The following is a 16351-nucleotide window of genomic DNA, read 5'->3' as shown; positions in this document are numbered from 1 at the left end:
TTCGTCACCCGCGGAGAACCCCCGATGAACGCCCCCCTGCACCGCGAAATGCCCGCCGCAACGCTCGACGCCGAGCGCGCCCTGTCCGACGTCAGCGCCCGTTGGGACGGCGACATCGTCAGGCAGCTGACCGACTACATCGCCATCCCCGCCAAGTCGCCCGGTTTCGACAAGGACTGGTCGGCCAACGGCTACCTGGAAACCGTGCTGCGCAATGCGGCCGCCTGGGTCGAGGCGCAGAAGGTCGAGGGGCTGAAGCTGGAGATCGTGCGCCTGGAAGGCCGCACGCCGGTGCTGTTCTTCGAAGTGCCCTCCACCGGCACCGACATGGGCGAGACGGTGCTGATGTACGGCCACCTCGACAAGCAGCCCGAATTCACCGGCTGGCGCAACGACCTCGGCCCCTGGACGCCCAAGTACGAGAACGGCCTCCTGTACGGCCGCGGCGGTGCCGACGACGGCTACGCGGTCTACGCCAGCGTCGCCGCGCTGCAGGCGCTGAAGAGCCAGGGCGCGGCGCACCCGCGCATCGTCGGGCTCATCGAGACCTGCGAGGAAAGCGGCTCCTACGACCTGCTCCCGTATGTCGATGCGCTGCGCCCGCGGCTGGGCAACGTCGAACTGGTGATCTGCCTGGACTCCGGCGCCGGCAACTACGACCAGCTGTGGCTCACCACATCGCTGCGCGGCATGGCCAGCGGCACGCTGAAGGTCGAGGTGCTGACCGAAGGCATCCACTCCGGCGACGCGTCGGGCCTGGTGCCTTCGAGCTTCCGCATCATGCGGCAGGTGCTCGACCGGCTCGAGGACAGCGCCACCGGCCGCCTGCTGCCCGCGAGCTTCCACTGCGAAGTTCCGGCCGACCGGCTGGCGCAGGCCAAGGCCACCGCAGCAATCCTGGGCGAAGAGGTCTACAAGCGCTTCCCGTGGGCGCACTACGACTGCGGCGGCTCGACCATGTTCGCGCTCCCGACCACCACGGATCCGGTGGAAGCGCTGCTGAATCGCACCTGGAAGCCCACGCTGTCGGTCACCGGCGCAGAGGGCTTTCCGGCGCTGAAGGACGCGGGCAACGTGCTGCGTCCCTACACCGCGTTCAAGCTGTCGCTGCGCCTGCCGCCGCTGGTCGATGCGGCCGAGGCGGTGCAGAAGCTGAAGGCGCTGCTCGAGGACAACGCGCCCTACCAGGCGCGCGTGACTTTCGAGAGCGGCGGCGGCGCCACCGGCTGGAACGCGCCCGCGATCACGCCGTGGTTCGAGGAAGCGCTCAACAAGGCGTCGCAGGCGCACTTCGGCGCCTCCTGCGGCTACATCGGCCAGGGCGGCACCATCCCGCTGATGAACATGCTGAGCGCCGGCTTCCCGAAGGCGCAGATGATGGTCTGCGGCGTGCTCGGCCCCAAGAGCAATGCGCACGGGCCCAACGAGTTCCTGCATGTGCCCTATGCCAAGAAGCTCACGGCCGCGGTGGCCGAAGTGATCGCGGCCTTGCCGGCTGCGCATCGCGCCGTGGCCGCGGAGCCGGTCGCCGCTTGACCGGCGCCGCGCCGGAGCCGCGGTCGCTGCAGCGCGCTTTGCTGTCCACGCCCGACGGCGAGACGCTGTCGCTGCGCCGCTTCTCCGCCAGCGGCCCCGTGCGCGCCGTGGTGGTGCTGGTCCATGGCCTGGGGGAGCACGCCGGCCGCTATGACGCACTGGCGAAGCGCCTGCAGGATTGGGGCTTCGCGGTGTGGGCGCACGACCACCACGGCCACGGCGAATCGTCCGGCGCCCGGGGCGGCCTGCCCACTGAACTGCGCCTGGTCGACGACCTCGCGCTGGTGATCGACGACGCGCGCTGCGAGAACCCCGGCGTGCCGCTGGTGCTGCTGGGCCACAGCCTGGGCGGGCTGGTCGCTGCCAGCCTGGTGGCGCGCGGCGTGCGGCCGGTCGATGCGCTGGTGCTCTCGTCGCCGGGGCTCGATCCGGGCCTGAACGGATTCCAGAAGGTGCTGCTCGCGGTGTTGCCGCGCCTTGCGCCCAACCTGCGGGTCGGCAACGGGCTGGACGACAACTGTCTTTCGCATGACCCTGCCGTCGTGCGGGCCTACCGGGACGATCCGCTCACGCACGACCGCATCGGCGGGCGGCTCGCGCGCTTTCTCGCGCACGAAGGGCGCACGGTGCAGCAAGCCGCAGCGCGCTGGCCAGTGCCCACGTTGTTGATCTATGCGGGCGACGACCATCTCGTGCGGCCGGCCGCCAGCCGCGACTTTGCCGCGGCGGCCGCAGCCACCGGCAAGGTCGAAGCGCATTGCTTCGAAGCCCTGTACCACGAGATATTCAATGAGCTGGAGGCCGGGACGGTGTTCGCCACATTGCAGCGCTGGCTCGACAAGCGCTTTCCGCCGGGCTGAACCGCCCCTCAGGCGTTGGCGGCCGCCTCGCGGCGCCGCGTCTGCGCGAGCCAAAGCAGCGCCGCGCCCAGCAGCACCACCGGCACCAGCGAGCCGTAGTTCAGCAGCTGCCAGCCCTGGGTCGTCACCAGGACGCCCGAGGCGAACGAGGTCAACGCCACCGTCGCGAACACGCAGAAATTCAGGGCCCCCTGCGCGCGATCGCGCTCCTCCGCCGTGTAGGCCGTGAGCGAGAGCGTGGTGCTGCCGGTGAACAGGAAATTCCAGCCCACGCCCAGGAGGAACAGCGCCACCAGAAAGTGCTGCAGTTCCACGCCCGACAGCGCCACCGCGATGCAGCAGAAGTTGAGCGCGAGCCCGACGCCCATCACCGGCAGCGCGCCGAAGCGGCGGATCAGGTGGCCAGTGAAAAAGCCCGGTGCGAACATGCCGATCACATGCCATTCGAGCACCAGCGCGGCGTCCGAGAACGGCAGGCTGCAGATCTGCATGGCGATCGGCGTGGCCGCCATCAGCAGGTTCATCACGCCAAAGCCCAGCGCGCCCGCCGCGGCCGCCACGATGAAGACCGGCTGGCGCATGATTTCGGACAGCGGCCGTCCGCCCAGCGCCTGCTGGCGGGTCAGCGTGGCGGGAAATTCGATGAAGCGCATCACGCCCATCGACAGCAGCGCCACTGCCGCCAGTGCGATGTAGGCGCCCGCGAACGGCACCGCGAACACTTCGCGCGTGGCGGCCGCCAGGTTCGGCCCGGCCACCGCGCCGATCAGCCCGCCGGCCATCACCAGCGACACCGCCTTCTCGCGCCAGGCCGGCGCCGCAAGCTCGGCGGCCGCAAAGCGGTAGAGCCCGGCATTGGCGTTGTAGTAGCCCGCCACCACCGTGGCGAAGCAAAGCAGCCAGAAGTTCTTCGAGATCGCGGCGAAGGCGCACAGCAAGGCCGATCCGAACCCGACGGCCAGGCCGATCTGGAACGATCCGCGGCGCCCGAAGCGCTGCTGCGTGCGCGCCACCAGCCCGGTGGTGAGCGCACCGCCCACCACGTAGCCCATGACCGGCAGCGTGGCCATCCAGCCTTGCGGCGCAATGCCCAGGCCCACCAGCCCGTTGATGGCGATGAAGGTGACGTTGTTGGTCAGGAACAGGCCCTGGCAGATGGCGAGCAGCCAGAGGTTGCGGTTCATGGAAAGGCTGCGAAGGCGCGTTGCGGCATGGAGGCTCCGGTTCTACGCGATTCGCCTCTGGCGCGCCAGCCGGAATGGGGGGCAAAAAAAAGCACCCTTGCGGGCGCCGGAATCCCTCTGGGCGAATGTGCCTACGGTTGCCTGTTTTGCAGCAGGCCGCCGAGTGAACCCAGCAGATCGTTCTGGTCGCCGAGCCCCTGCTCCGGCACCTTGCCATGCGGCGTGAGGCGGTCGATGAGAACCGGCAGCAGCGTCGCCAGCATGGGCAGCAGCGTTTGCGCATTGATGCCGAGCCTGGAAGCGATGTTGGCGATGGTGTCGCCGCCCAACGCATCCTGCAGCTGTCCTTCGGAGACCGGCTGGTTTTCTCCCTTGCCGATCCAGGAGCCGATCACATCGCCCATGCCCGCTTGCTCGAACTTCGACACCAGCCCTCCCAGGCCTCCCTCGCTGCCGTTGTTCGCAAGCAGCCCGCCGAGCGCGCCGGCCAGTCCGCCAAGATCCCCCATTCCGCCGCCTTGGGGCTGCTGCTGCTGGCCCGCGCCTCCAAGCACCTGACCGAGTACCGAATCGAGCAAACCCATGGCCAATTTCCTTGGTGTGTGACAGAACCGCTCGCATTTTCCGGTGCAAACCGACCGCGAGCCGGTTGTTGATGAACCGACAAAAACCCTGCTGTGTGACAAATTACCGGGTACGTGCCGGGCGTTTGGGCAGCAATGCGGGGCTGACCCCTTGCACGCCGACCAGGCCGAGCACCGTGACGAGAGAATTCTGCGCCCCTTTCCATGCGTCTGTCACGTCGATCGACTCGCTCAGGGCATGAAAGCCGGTGGACTTGCCGCCGCCGCCCACGATGACGGCCGGAATGCCGTACGACATCGGCACGTTGGCATCGGTGCTGCCGCCGCGCAAAAGCGTCTTGTGGCCGAAGGCGGTGTTGGCGCGGATGGCGGCTTCCACCATCACCGAATCCGAAGGCGTCCGGCCGCCGGGCCGATCGCCGATCAGCTTGTGGCTCGCGCTCAGCGTGCCGACGTTCCAGCGCTTGTTCTCCTCGGCCACTGCCTCGTCGATGGCGGCGAGGATCTTCTTTTCCGTCTCGAGCAGCGAGGCCATGTCGTCCGATCGGATGTCGACGGCCATGCGCGCGTCGGGCGCGATGGTGTTCACCGAGGTGCCGCCGCCCACCGTGCCGACGGTGAACGTGGTCTTCGGGAAGCTCGGCGTGCGCACCTCGGCGATCTTGGCAATGGCACGGCCCATGCCGTGGATCGCGCTGGGCACCTGGCCGAACGCCGCGAAGCTGTGGCCGCCCGGCCCCTTGAAGGTGACCTCGTAGCGGTGGCTCGCGGTGCCGAGGATCAGCACGTTGCCGTCCGGCGAGGGCTCCAGCCCCACCATGCCGTCGATGTCGAGGTGGTCGCGGAAGATGGCCTTCATGCCGCGCAGGTTGCCGAGCTCTTCCTCGCCGACATTGGCGACGAACAGCAGGTCGCCCACCGTCTGCACCTTGTTGTCGTTGAGCACCTTGAGCCAGGACAGCAGCACCGACAGGCCGCGCGTGTCGTCGGCAATGCCGGGCGCATGCAGCTTGCCGTCGTGCTCCTTGACCTTCACGTCGGTGCCGGCGGGAAACACGGTGTCCAGGTGGGCCGAGATCAACAGCTTGGGCCCGTTGCCCGTGCCCTTGCGCAGCCCGACCACATTGCCCTCGGCGTCGATCTTCGCGTCGGCGAGGCCCAGTGCCTTCATGCGTGCGAGAAAGGCTTCGGCGCGCTTTTGTTCCTTGAACGGCGGTGCCTCGATCTCGGTCAGCATCTTCAGGTCTTCGACCGAACGCTCGTGGTCGGCCTTGACCGCGTCGAGCAGCTTCTGGACCGCAGGCGCCGCCATCAACTGCATGAAGGCCTTGTCGACCTCGGGAGCGACCTGCGCGGGCGTCGGTGCGACGGCGGCGTTCTGGGCCTGTGCGACCTGCACGGCGCAGAACATGGCCAGCACGAGGGCCGAAAGGGGAGCGAGCCGGAGGGCGCGTGGCGAACGAAGCATGGCGTGGAGATCCTTCTCTTGTCTGTCGTGGCGAATGGGCGAGGCACGCACGCCTCTGGAAAACATGGCTACGGACCGGCGAGCGACATCAATGCGGCGAGCGCCGCCGTTTCGGCGCGCAGCACGCGCGGACCCAGGGTGACGGGCGCAAAGCCGTTCGCCAGCGCCTCCTGCTCCTCGGCGCCGCTCAGGCCGCCTTCAGGGCCGCTCAGCACCAGCACGCTGCCGTCTCGCGGTGCCGATGTCGTCGCGTCGGCCAGGCGCCGCGTGCCTTCCGCGAGGCTCAGCACAAGGCGCAGCGCGGCACCGCCGTTGGCCGCATCGATCCAGGCCGCGGGGTTGGCAAACGGCCGCACCGGATGGATCACCGGCACGCGGTTGCGGCCGCATTGCTCGCAGGCTGCAATGGCAATCGCCTCCCAGTGCGCCCTTTTCTTCTCGGCGCGCTCGCCCGAGAGCCGCAGCACGCCGTGGGCCGTCGCCAGCGGCTGGATGCTGGCGACACCCAGTTCGGTGGCTTTCTCGACCAGGCCAGTCCATGCGCTCGTTGGCGGGCATGCCGACTGCGAGATGCACCGGGCGACCGGCCTCGCGCTCCGCAGGCGCGTGGGCACCCAGCGTCACCGAGACGTCGCTGCGCCCCATGCGCTCGACGGTGGCCTCGTATTCGCCGCCCGAACCGTCGAACAGCGTGAGCGCGTCGCCGGGTTGCATCCGCAGCACCTGGACGTGGCGCGCGGCGCCGGGCGGCAGCGCGAAGGTGGCACCCGCCACAAGTGGCACCGGGCAATGGAAGCGGGGCATCTAGACCCTGCCGTAGGCGAAGCCGGTGAGCGCCGAGCTGCCTTCGATTTCATCGATCACGCGCAAGAGCGGCGTCAGTTCCATGTAGCGGCTGGCCGTGGAGCGGATGTAGGCGATGAACCGGGGTGCGTCGGCCAGGTAGCGGGGCTTGCCGTCCCGCAGCGTCAGGCGGGCGAAGATGCCGGCCACCTTGAGGTGGCGCTGCAGCCCCATCCATTCGACCGAGCGGTAGAAGGCGCCGAAATCCGCATCCACCGGCAGCTTGGCCCTGCGGGCGGCCTCCCAGTAGCGGATCGTCACGTCGAGCACGAACTCCTCGTCCCAGCTCAGGAAGGCGTCGCGCATCAGGCTCGCGATGTCGTAGGTGATCGGGCCGTAGACCGCGTCCTGGAAGTCGAGCACGCCGAGAGGGCCTCCCGGGCCGCCGCCGGGCCGCCCCGAGGCGGCGAGCGTGGGGGCCACATTGACCATGAGATTGCGCGGCATGAAGTCGCGGTGCACGTAGACGCTCGGCGAGGCCAGGTTGCTCTCCACGATGAGCCTGAAGCTGCGTTCCAGCCGCTCCTTGAGCTTGCCTTCCACGGCGATGCCGCGGTGGCGGCCGATGTACCACTCGGGAAAGAGCGCGAGCTCCCGCTCGAGCAGCGTGCGGTCGTAGGGCGGCAGCACGCCGGGGCGCGAGGCCAGTTGCCAGCGGATCAAAGCGTCGATGGCCTGGTCGTAGAGGCGGGCGGCTCGCGTCCGGATGGGCCGGATCGATCACGTCGAGCATGGTCTGGCGGCCAAGGTCCTCGAGCAGCAGGAAGCCGCCGGGCTTGTCCCATTCGAGCACGCGCGGCGCGGTCACGCCCGCATCGGCCATCAAGCGGGCGATTTGCACGAAGGGCTCGCTGTTCTCCTTGTCCGGCGGCGCGTCCATCACGATGCGGGTGCCGCCGGGCTCGGCGGTGTCGATCCGGAAATACCGGCGAAAGCTTGCATCGGCGGAGGCAAGCCGCACGGTGGCGGGCAGCAGGCGGTGCGCGGCGGCGATGCCGGCGAGCCATTGCTGGAAGGCTGCGGCGCGCTCCGGATCGGCCCAGACGATGGGCTCTGCGGAGGGGGTGGGCCCGGAAGCCGGGAGCGGGGGTGCTGTCATGGATAATCGATTCTACAAATCCGCCTGGCGCGGCAACTCCTGCGGTCCTCCCCGGTCGAACAGGGTTGCCGCCGGCTCCTGCAACCTGCCGGCCTGCCGCGCCGTCCTCCCGACGATCCTTCGTTCCTGACCGATGCCTACGATCCAAAGCCTCCACGCTTGGCACCTTGTGCACTTGCAGTCCCCCTCGGGGCGGCTGCGGGCCTTCTGCGGAACGACCTTGCGGGTGGCTGGATGAGCCGACGCGTTGCCGCGCGGCGTTCCGGCCCGCCCCTGCCACTGGCCGTGTTGTCGCTGGCGCTGCTGCATGCGCACGGCGCGTCCGCGCAGCCGGCGGGCGGCCTCGATGGCCCGCTCGTGCTCAAGCGCACGCCGCAGCTGACCGAAACGCTGCCGGCCAATGAACGCGGCCAGCTGCCGAGCCTGATCACGGGCGACCGGCTGTCGGGCCGCCAGGACCTGGAAACCGTGGTCGAAGGCAATGCCACGCTGCGGCGCGGCGAAGTGGCCATCACCGCCGACCGCCTCGAGTACTACCAGCCCGACGACCGCGCCAAGGCGCGCGGCAACGTGCGGGTCAACCAGGCGGGCAATGTGTACGAAGGCCCGGAGCTCGAACTCAAGCTCGAGACCTTCGAGGGCTTTTTCAACAACGTGCGCTACTCCTTCCTCGCCAACGGCGGGCACGGCGAGGCGCAGCGCATCGATTTCGTCGACAGCAAGGTGTCGGTGGCCCGCAGCGCCACCTACACCACCTGCCGCCGCGAAGACTATCCGGGCTGGATGCCCGCGTGGCTGCTGACCGCCGCCACCATGACCACCGACACCGAGGAAAACGTCGGCGTGGCGACCGATGCGCGCCTGAGCTTCATGGGCATCAGCACGCCACCGATTCCGAGCGTCAGCTTCCCGCTGTCGAACGAACGCAAGAGCGGCCTGCTGCCGCCGACCGTCGGTGTCGACAACACCAACGGCATCGAGATCTCGCAGCCCTACTACTGGAACATCGCCCCCAACCGGGACGCCACCATCACGCCCACGCTGATGAGCAAGCGCGGCCTCAACCTGGGCACGGAATTCCGCTATCTCGAGAAAGAGTACAGCGGCAGCATCCGGCTGGACCTGATGGGCAGCGACCGTCTCGTCGGGCAGCGCTACAACGAAGCGCGCAGTGCGCAATTGCAGCAGCTCGCCAACGGTGAAATCCAGGCGTCGGCCCTGACCTTCGGCCCGCCGCCCAGCAGCAAGCGCTGGGGCATCTGGGCCAATCACCACCAAGACTTCGATGCCAAGGCGCTGGGCCTGGACTCGCTGTCGGCCAACATCAACATCAACCGCGTCAGCGACGACGACTACTGGCGCGACTTCACGCGCACGCCCACGCTGTCGCAGCGCCAGCTGCCGAACGAAGCGGCGCTCAACTGGGGCAAGGGCGACTGGAGCGGCATGGTGCGCACCATGCGCTACCAGACACTGCAGTATTCGCTGGCGCCGCTCGTGCCGTCGTACGACCGCATGCCGCAGATCACGGCCAACTACGCCAAGTACGACTGGCACGGCTTCGACGTCGGGCTGAACCTCGACTACACGCGGTTTCGCGTCAACACCATCCTGAGCGGCCAGCCCGGCTTCGACGCCACCCAGCAGTCGCAGCCCGACGGCGACCGCGCCTTTGCCGTGGCCTCCATCAGCCGGCCGTTCATCACGCCGAGCTCCTTCGTGATTCCGAAGCTGCAGCTGAACGCGGCTTCGTACAACTACTACCTGCCGCAGTCGGACATTCCGAAGCTCACCGTCAACGGCATCACGTACGTCAACGGCGTGCCCTACAACGGCAATTCGCTGTACTTCTTCCCGACCTCGAGCAACCGGACGATACCGACCTTCAGCCTCGACAGCGGCCTGATCTTCGAACGCGACGCGAACTACTTCGGCCGCGCCTTCCGCCAGACGCTGGAACCGCGGGCCTACTACGTCTACACGCCGTACCGCAACCAGAGCATGCTGCCGAACTACGATTCGGCCGCCAACGATTTCAGCTTTGCGACCATCTATACCGAGAATGCGTTCTCGGGCAACGACCGCATCTCCGACACCAACACGCTCACGCTTGGCGTGACCTCGCGCCTGATCGACCCCGACACTGGCGCCGAGGCGGCGCGCTTCGGTATTGCGCAGCGGCTGCGCTTCAGCGACCAGAAGGTCACGCTGCCGGGCGGCGTGCCCGTGACCGACCGGGCGAGCGACCTGCTGGTGGGCGCACAGATCAACTGGACGCCCAAGTGGAGCCTGGACACGGTCGTCCAGTACAACCCCGACACCCGCAAGTCGGAGCGCGCGGCCATCAGCGCGCGCTACAACCCCGAGCCGTACCACAACCTGAGCGCGGCCTTCCGCTACCAGGCGCCCACCACCCCCACCGCCACGGACGGCAACAAGTCGTTCGACGTGGGCTGGCAATGGCCGCTCAACGACCTGTGGGGCGACAAGGGCAAGGACCTGGGCCCAGGCAAGGGCCAGGGCGGCGGACGGTGGTATGCGGTCGGGCGCCTCAACTACAGCCTGCAGGACCGGAAACTCACGGACGGCGTGCTCGGCTTCGAGTACGACGGCTGCTGCTGGATCGGACGCGTGGTGCTCCAGCGCATCACGACCGGTCAGGTGACGGCCAACACACGCATCATGTTCCAGCTTGAATTCGTCGGCTTCTCCAGCATCGGGTCGAGCCCGATGCAGGCGCTGCGGCAAAACATCCAGCGCTACCAGCCTCTTCGCCAGCCCACCGAAGGGCCGAGCCGCTTCACCAATTACGACTGAGACGACCGAGCAACGCCATGAAACACATCCGATCCATCCTTACCCTCGGCTGCCTTGCGGCGCTGGCCGCATCGTCCGGCGCACAGGGCCTGCGGCCCGGTGGCGGCAGCGGCATCACGGACATCATGCGTGCCGGACCGCGCCTTGCGCCCCCGCCGGCGCGGCCCGCGCCCTCGGCCGCTGCACCGGTGCAGCGCTCGGCCGAGTACATCGTCGCACTGGTCAACTCCGAGCCCATCACCAACACCGAGGTGCAGTCGCGCGTCACGCGCCTCATCCGCGAAAACGCCGAGGCCGAGCGCGTTCCCCGTCCCGAGCTCACCCGGCTCGTGCTCGAGCGCCTGATCTCAGAGCGCGCCCAGCTCCAGCTGGCCAAGGAAAACGGCATCAAGGTGGACGACGTCGCCATCGACCAGGCCGAACAGACCGTGGCGCGGCAGAACCAGATCACGGTCGAAGAGCTGCGCCGCCGCGTGGTGGCCGAAGGCATCTCGCCGCGCGAATTCCGCAACGACCTGCGCGACCAGTTGCTGCTCACGCGGCTGCGCGACCGCGAAGTCGAGGCGAAGGTCAAGATCAGCGACGCCGAGGCCGACGAATACCTGCGGGACCAGCGTAACTCTCCCTCCAGGGATGCTGCGCTGCAGAACATCAACCTCGCCCAGCTGCTGGTCGCCGTGCCCGAGAACGCAACGGCCGCACAGATCGCCACCCTGCAGCAGCGCGCCCAGGGCCTCGCGCAGCGCGCCCGTTCGGGCGAAGACTTCGCCAAGCTGGTGCAGGACAACTCCGACTCGCCCGACCGCGCCAACGGCGGCGCCATCGGCATGCGCAGCGCCGACCGCTATCCGTCGCTGTTCGTCGAAGCCACGCAGTCGACCGCGGTCAACGGCATTGCCGGGCCCATCCGTTCGGGTGCCGGCTTCCATGTGCTCAAGGTGCTGGCCAAGGCCCAGGTCGGCGCGGATGCCACCGTCACCCAGACGCAGGTGCGCCACATCCTGCTGCTCAACGACCCCAAGCGCACTGCTGCGCAGGCCGTTGCGCAGCTCGCGGAATTCAAGCGCCGCCTGCAGGCCGGCACGGCCGATTTCGCCGGCCTTGCACGCGACAACTCCCAGGACGCGAGCGCCAAGGAAGGCGGCGACCTGGGCTGGTCGCGTCCCGGCCAGTTCGTGCCCGAGTTCGAGGAAGCCATGGACCGCCTCGCACCCGGCCAGATCAGCGACCCCGTGGTGTCCCGCTTTGGCGTTCACCTGATCCAGGTGGTCGGCCGCCGCGAAGCCAAGCTCACCCAGACCGAGCAGCGCGAAGCCGCGCGCGCCGTGCTGCGCGAGAAGCGGGTCGAAGAGGCCTTCACCACCTGGGTGCAGGAAGTGCGCGCGCGCGCCTACGTCGAATACCGCGAGCCGCCCCAGTCCTGATGGCCCATATCGCCAGGAAACGGTTCGGGCAGCACTTCCTGTCCGACGGCGGCATCATCGATGCGATCGTGCACGAGATCGCGCCGCAGCCTGGCGATGCCATGGTGGAGATCGGCCCGGGCCTGGCGGCACTCACGCAGCCGCTGGTCGAGCGGCTCGGGCGCCTCACGGTCATCGAGCTCGACCGCGATCTGGCCAGGCGCCTGCGCGAGCATCCGCAGCTCGACGTCATCGAATCCGACGTGCTCAAGGTCGATTTCGCCGAGCTCGCCGCCAGGTTTGCAACGCCGTTGCGCGTGGTCGGCAACCTGCCCTACAACATCTCCACACCCATCCTGTTCCACCTGCTGGGCTCTGCTCACCTGATCGCCGACCAGCACTTCATGCTGCAAAAGGAAGTGATCGACCGCATGGTGGCCAGGCCCGCCACGTCCGACTACAGCCGCCTGAGCGTGATGCTGCAGTGGCGCTACCGGATGGAAAACGTGCTGTTCGTGCCGCCCGAAAGTTTCGAGCCGCCCCCGCGCGTCGACAGCGCCGTGGTCCGGATGGTGCCGCTGGCCCAGCCGCCGGCCGTCGACGCCGCCCGCCTCGGCGAGATTGTCCAGGTCGCGTTCAGCCAGCGCCGCAAGATCATGCGACACACCCTCGGCAAGTGGCTCGAGGAGCATGGCTTTGCCGGGGAATTCGATGCCCAGCGCCGGGCCGAGGAAGTGCCGGTGGCCGAGTACGTCGCGCTGGCCCAGGCCGTTCCGCCGGCGCCCAAATAAAAAAAGCCCGTCGAAAACGGGCTTTTTTATCTCGCTTGGGCGAGCGTCAAGCTGCTGCCAGCCAGTACCCCGCGTTGAAGGGGCTGCTCATGCGCAATGCGAGCGGCGAAACGTCGACCAGTTTGTCGGTCGGCATTTTTTCGCCCTCAGGCTCCGTGCCGGTTGCCGCGGCAGCTGTGCCGCCGTTGATTTCGATGCCATCGAGTGCTGCGCCGTTCGGCTGAGCCTCGTTCGCCCGTTCTGCTTGGCTGGTGTGTGCAGAACGGGCTACAGAAAAGAATAGAAGCACCGGAACGGGACTTTTCGGTCCCCCCAGTAGTCGGAGGCGTCGCGGAAGATGTCGAGCAGCTGCTCGCGTGCTTCCTTGTCGAACTTGGCGTTGGCCGGGATCTGCTCGAGCACGATCACGAAACCGGGCTGCGGGCCCGATTTATGCAACGGGTCGGTCATGCAGTCGTACAGCGCGTCGAAATTCTTGCCGAAGTGCGCCGGAAAGGTGAACTGCTGCGCGATCAGGTCGAGAACGTCCTGCTTGGTCTGGGCGTTGCCCAGGTTGGCGTACAGGAAATGCTGGCCCGCTGCGTTCGCTGCTTCCTGCAGGTCGTTCACGCGGAACGCACGAATCGACTGCACGATGTTCGGGCGTACGGCACGAAGGGATAGTGTCATCTCCGCTGGTCTTTCCATAGTCATCATCATTTCTTCGGGGCGCTTGGGGGCGCCGCTCAAGTCGTTGTCATCGCTCATGGTGCAATCCGTCTGAAACTCGCGTAGTGGTCTGCCGTGTACCAGCAGGCCTCGGGTGTGGTGCGCTGTTCGCCGCCGCAGACAATGCGCCGTGCCCCGCGATCACGCGAGCCGGGCGTTGCCACCGTGTACTCGCGGTAATGACCGCGCCGCGCTGGCGGCAAGAGACGCTCGCGATTGCCAAATACCGTGCCGTCCTTTTCATGTCGGAAGGGGCCGCCGCTCAGAATGGCTTCGTAGGTTCGCTGGCCCTGTACCGGCAGTTCGGACAGTGCTATCGAATCCTGGGCGGGCTTTCCGGCGCCGAACCAATCGCGGCGAGCCTCGGCCCCGGTCGCCAACGCCGCCAGCAGAAAGCCGGTGAGCGCAAACTTAGTGACTGAGGACGTGATCGAGGCGTAAGCCGCCATGGGGCACCACAAGAAAAGAGCGGGATTCGAATCGGCGATCAACCTTGGGGTTAACCCGCAAATTCAAGCCCGCGAGTGTGCACCACGCTGGCGAAAATAGCAAGCGACTGCCCAAAGTTTGAGCAGTGCGAAAGATGGCGAGTGGCGGCTAAAGTGGGCGTCCACTCTCCCGGAACGGCTTATCGTTCTGCGTTCGCGTCGGCAACCGTCAAAGCCGTCATGTTCACGATGCGCCGAACCGTTGCGCTGGCCGTGAGAATGTGCACAGGTTTGGCCGCGCCCAGAAGCACCGGGCCGATGGCGATGTTTCCACCTGCTGCAGTTTTAAGCAGGTTGTAAGAAATGTTGGCCGCGTCGATGTTCGGGAATACCAGCAGATTGGCATCGCCCGCCAGCGCGCTGTGCGGCATGACGACCGCCCGCTGCTTGCTGTCCAAGGCCACGTCGCCGTGCATTTCGCCGTCCACTTCGAGCCAGGGCGCCTGCACGCGCAGCAGGTCGAGGGTCTTGCGCATCTTGATGGCGCTGGGCTCGTTGCTGGTGCCGAAGTTGGAATGCGAGAGCAGCGCCGCCTTGGGCTTGAGCCCGAAACGCATCATTTCCTCGGCCGCCATGGTCGTGATCTCGGCCAGTTCCTCGGGCGAAGGGTCGTAGTTGACGTGGGTGTCCACCAGGAACACCTGGCGGTCGGGCAAAAGGAGGCCGTTCATGCAGGCGTACACCGGCACGTCCTGCGGGGTGCTCTCGCAACCGCCGGGGCGCTTGCCGATCACCTGGTCGATGTAGTGCAGGTGGATCAGCGTGGTGCCCCAGGTGCCGCAGATCATGCCGTCGACCTCGTCCTTGTGCAGCAGCATGGCGCCGATCAGCGTCAGGCGTCGGCGCATCTCGATCTTGGCGGTCTGCACCGTCTGGCCCTTGCGCTCGGTCATGCGGTGGTAGGTCTGCCAGAAATCGCGGTAGCGGTGGTCCTGCTCGACGTTGACGATGTCGTAGTCGAGCTCTTCCTTCAGCCGCAGGCCGAACTTCTCGATGCGCTGGGCGATGATGGCCGGTCGGCCGATCAGCGTCGGGCGGGCAATGCCCTCGTCGACCACGATCTGGGCGGCGCGCAGCACGCGCTCTTCCTCGCCCTCGCAATAGGCCACGCGCTTCTTCTGCGCCCGCTTGGCGGCGTCGAAGATCGGCTTCATCGTGGTGCCCGAGGCGTAGACGAAGCTCTGCAGGCGGTCGCGGTAGGCGTCCATGTCCTTGATCGGGCGCGATGCCACGCCGCTTTCCTCGGCGGCCTTGGCCACCGCGGGCGCGATCTTCATCATCAAGCGCGGATCGAAGGGCTTCGGGATCAGGTATTCAGGCCCGAAAGACAGCTTTTCGCCGACGTAGGCGGCAGCCACGCGCTCGCTCTGCTCGGCCTGGGCCAGATCGGCAATCGCGCGCACCGCGGCAATTTCCATCTCGTCGGTGATCGTGGTGGCGCCCGAATCGAGCGCGCCGCGGAAGATGTACGGGAAGCACAGGACGTTGTTGACCTGGTTCGGGTAGTCGGTGCGGCCCGTGGCCATGATCACGTCGGGGCGCACGGCATGGGCGTCCTCGGGCGCGATCTCCGGGTTGGGGTTGGCCAGCGCGAAGATCACGGGCTTGGGCGCCATCTTTGCCACCATGGCGGGCTTGAGCACGCCACCGGCCGACAGGCCCAGGAACACGTCGGCACCATCGATCACCTCGGCCAGCGTGCGCGCGGTGGTTTTCTGCATGTACTGGCGCTTGTCGTCGTCCATGAGCTCTTCGCGGCCTTCGTAGACCACGCCGGCCAGGTCGGTCACGAACACGTTCTCGCGCTTCAGGCCCACCTTCAGCAGCAGGTTCAGGCAGGCCAGCGCCGCGGCGCCCGCGCCGGAAGTGACCAGCTTGACCTCGCCGATGTCCTTGCCCGCGACCTTGAGGCCGTTGAGCATGGCCGCCGCCACGGTGATGGCCGTGCCGTGCTGGTCGTCATGGAAGACCGGGATCTTCATGCGCTTGCGCAGCTCGCGCTCCACGTAGAAGCAGTCGGGGGCCTTGATGTCTTCCAGGTTGATGGCGCCGAAGGTCGGCTCCAGCGCGGCGATCACCTCGACCAGCTTGGCCGGGTCTTTCTCGTCGATCTCGATGTCGAACACGTCGACACCGGCGAACTTCTTGAACAGCACGCCCTTGCCTTCCATCACCGGCTTGGCGGCGAGCGGGCCGATGTCGCCCAGGCCCAGCACCGCGGTGCCGTTGGTGATCACCGCCACCAGGTTGCCGCGCGCCGTGTACTTGAAGGCGTTGGCCGGGTCCTTGACGATCTCCTCGCAGGGCGCAGCCACGCCGGGCGAATAGGCCAGCGACAGGTCGCGCTGGTTGACCATCTGCTTGGTGGCCGCGATGGCAATCTTGCCCGGCACCGGGAGCTCGTGGTACTCGAGGGCGGCGCGGCGCAGTTCGGCGCGCTTGTCTTCGGGCGTGGGGGTCGATGAGGTCGTCGAATCGGACATGAACCGTTGCTCCTGGTGGCGCTTCTTCTGGGGGCGCCGATTGTAGACCTCGGCCCGGGAAGCCATAGGCCGCATGGCGGAGATTTA

At 67.5% G+C, this 16351-nt stretch carries 11 protein-coding genes and 2 pseudogenes; 5 read left to right on the top strand and 8 right to left on the bottom strand.

Going from position 1 to position 16351, the window contains the following annotated elements; translation table 11 throughout:
- Window positions 1-24: 24 nt before the first annotated feature.
- Together ABID97_RS02570 and ABID97_RS02565 are read left to right on the top strand one after the other, a co-directional pair.
- On the top strand, window positions 25-1536 hold the full coding sequence (locus ABID97_RS02570) for a M20 family metallopeptidase (RefSeq protein ID WP_354396994.1): 1512 nt from the start codon (window positions 25-27) through the stop codon (window positions 1534-1536).
- Complete coding sequence (locus tag ABID97_RS02565) at window positions 1533-2396, top strand: alpha/beta hydrolase (protein ID WP_354396993.1); 864 nt, start codon at window positions 1533-1535, stop codon at window positions 2394-2396. The genes ABID97_RS02570 and ABID97_RS02565 overlap by 4 nt, the downstream gene beginning before the upstream one ends.
- 8 nt (window positions 2397-2404) lie before the next feature.
- Here the strand turns inward: ABID97_RS02565 and ABID97_RS02560 are convergent, their stop codons facing one another.
- The 5 genes and pseudogenes from ABID97_RS02560 to ABID97_RS02540 all read right to left on the bottom strand — a co-directional run bounded on the left by ABID97_RS02560 (window position 2405) and on the right by ABID97_RS02540 (window position 7574).
- Window positions 2405-3580 carry an MFS transporter gene (locus ABID97_RS02560; protein WP_354396992.1) on the bottom strand — a complete coding sequence of 392 codons (1176 nt, stop codon included), beginning with the start codon at window positions 3578-3580 and terminating at the stop codon, window positions 2405-2407.
- A 131-nt stretch (window positions 3581-3711) separates the two neighbouring features.
- A complete protein-coding gene (locus ABID97_RS02555; RefSeq protein WP_354396991.1) occupies window positions 3712-4164 on the bottom strand; it encodes a YidB family protein in 453 nt (150 codons plus the stop codon).
- Window positions 4165-4267: 103 nt separating this feature from the next.
- Window positions 4268-5632, bottom strand: coding sequence for a M20/M25/M40 family metallo-hydrolase (locus ABID97_RS02550; protein ID WP_354396990.1), 1365 nt, complete (start codon window positions 5630-5632; stop codon window positions 4268-4270).
- Between the two features lie 68 nt (window positions 5633-5700).
- Window positions 5701-6436, bottom strand: a pseudogene (locus ABID97_RS02545) (16S rRNA (uracil(1498)-N(3))-methyltransferase).
- Window positions 6437-7574 (bottom strand): annotated as a pseudogene (locus ABID97_RS02540) (aminoglycoside phosphotransferase family protein).
- Window positions 7575-7808: 234 nt separating this feature from the next.
- Here ABID97_RS02540 and ABID97_RS02535 point away from each other — a divergent pair.
- Genes ABID97_RS02535 through rsmA form a run of 3 tightly spaced genes read left to right on the top strand, consistent with a single transcriptional unit; the run spans window position 7809 to window position 12585 of the window.
- Entirely contained in the window at window positions 7809-10391 is a 2583-nt protein-coding gene (locus tag ABID97_RS02535; RefSeq protein WP_354396989.1) for an LPS-assembly protein LptD, read from the top strand.
- A 17-nt stretch (window positions 10392-10408) separates the two neighbouring features.
- Window positions 10409-11815 (top strand): peptidylprolyl isomerase, encoded by a 1407-nt coding sequence (locus tag ABID97_RS02530; RefSeq protein WP_354396988.1) that lies wholly within the window; start codon window positions 10409-10411, stop codon window positions 11813-11815.
- The gene (rsmA, locus tag ABID97_RS02525; protein WP_354396987.1) at window positions 11815-12585 is read left to right on the top strand and encodes a 16S rRNA (adenine(1518)-N(6)/adenine(1519)-N(6))-dimethyltransferase RsmA; all 771 of its coding nucleotides are present in this window, start codon (window positions 11815-11817) and stop codon (window positions 12583-12585) included. Before ABID97_RS02530 ends, rsmA begins: the two co-directional genes overlap by 1 nt.
- A gap of 267 nt (window positions 12586-12852) precedes the next feature.
- Here rsmA and ABID97_RS02520 read toward each other — a convergent pair whose 3' ends face one another.
- From ABID97_RS02520 to ABID97_RS02510, 3 genes are all read right to left on the bottom strand, one after another.
- Window positions 12853-13278 (bottom strand): barstar family protein, encoded by a 426-nt coding sequence (locus tag ABID97_RS02520; RefSeq protein WP_086012221.1) that lies wholly within the window; start codon window positions 13276-13278, stop codon window positions 12853-12855.
- A 50-nt stretch (window positions 13279-13328) separates the two neighbouring features.
- Window positions 13329-13742: a guanyl-specific ribonuclease gene (locus ABID97_RS02515; RefSeq protein ID WP_354396986.1), complete on the bottom strand. Its 414-nt coding sequence runs from the start codon at window positions 13740-13742 to the stop codon at window positions 13329-13331.
- Window positions 13743-13921: 179 nt separating this feature from the next.
- Window positions 13922-16264 (bottom strand): NADP-dependent malic enzyme, encoded by a 2343-nt coding sequence (locus ABID97_RS02510; protein ID WP_354396985.1) that lies wholly within the window; start codon window positions 16262-16264, stop codon window positions 13922-13924.
- Window positions 16265-16351: the final 87 nt, after the last annotated feature.

The sequence above is a fragment of the Variovorax sp. OAS795 genome, from assembly GCF_040546685.1.
Lineage (GTDB): Bacteria > Pseudomonadota > Gammaproteobacteria > Burkholderiales > Burkholderiaceae_C > Variovorax.
The sequence above is the reverse complement of the archived record's forward strand: the minus strand, read 5'-3'. Positions and strand labels throughout refer to the sequence as shown.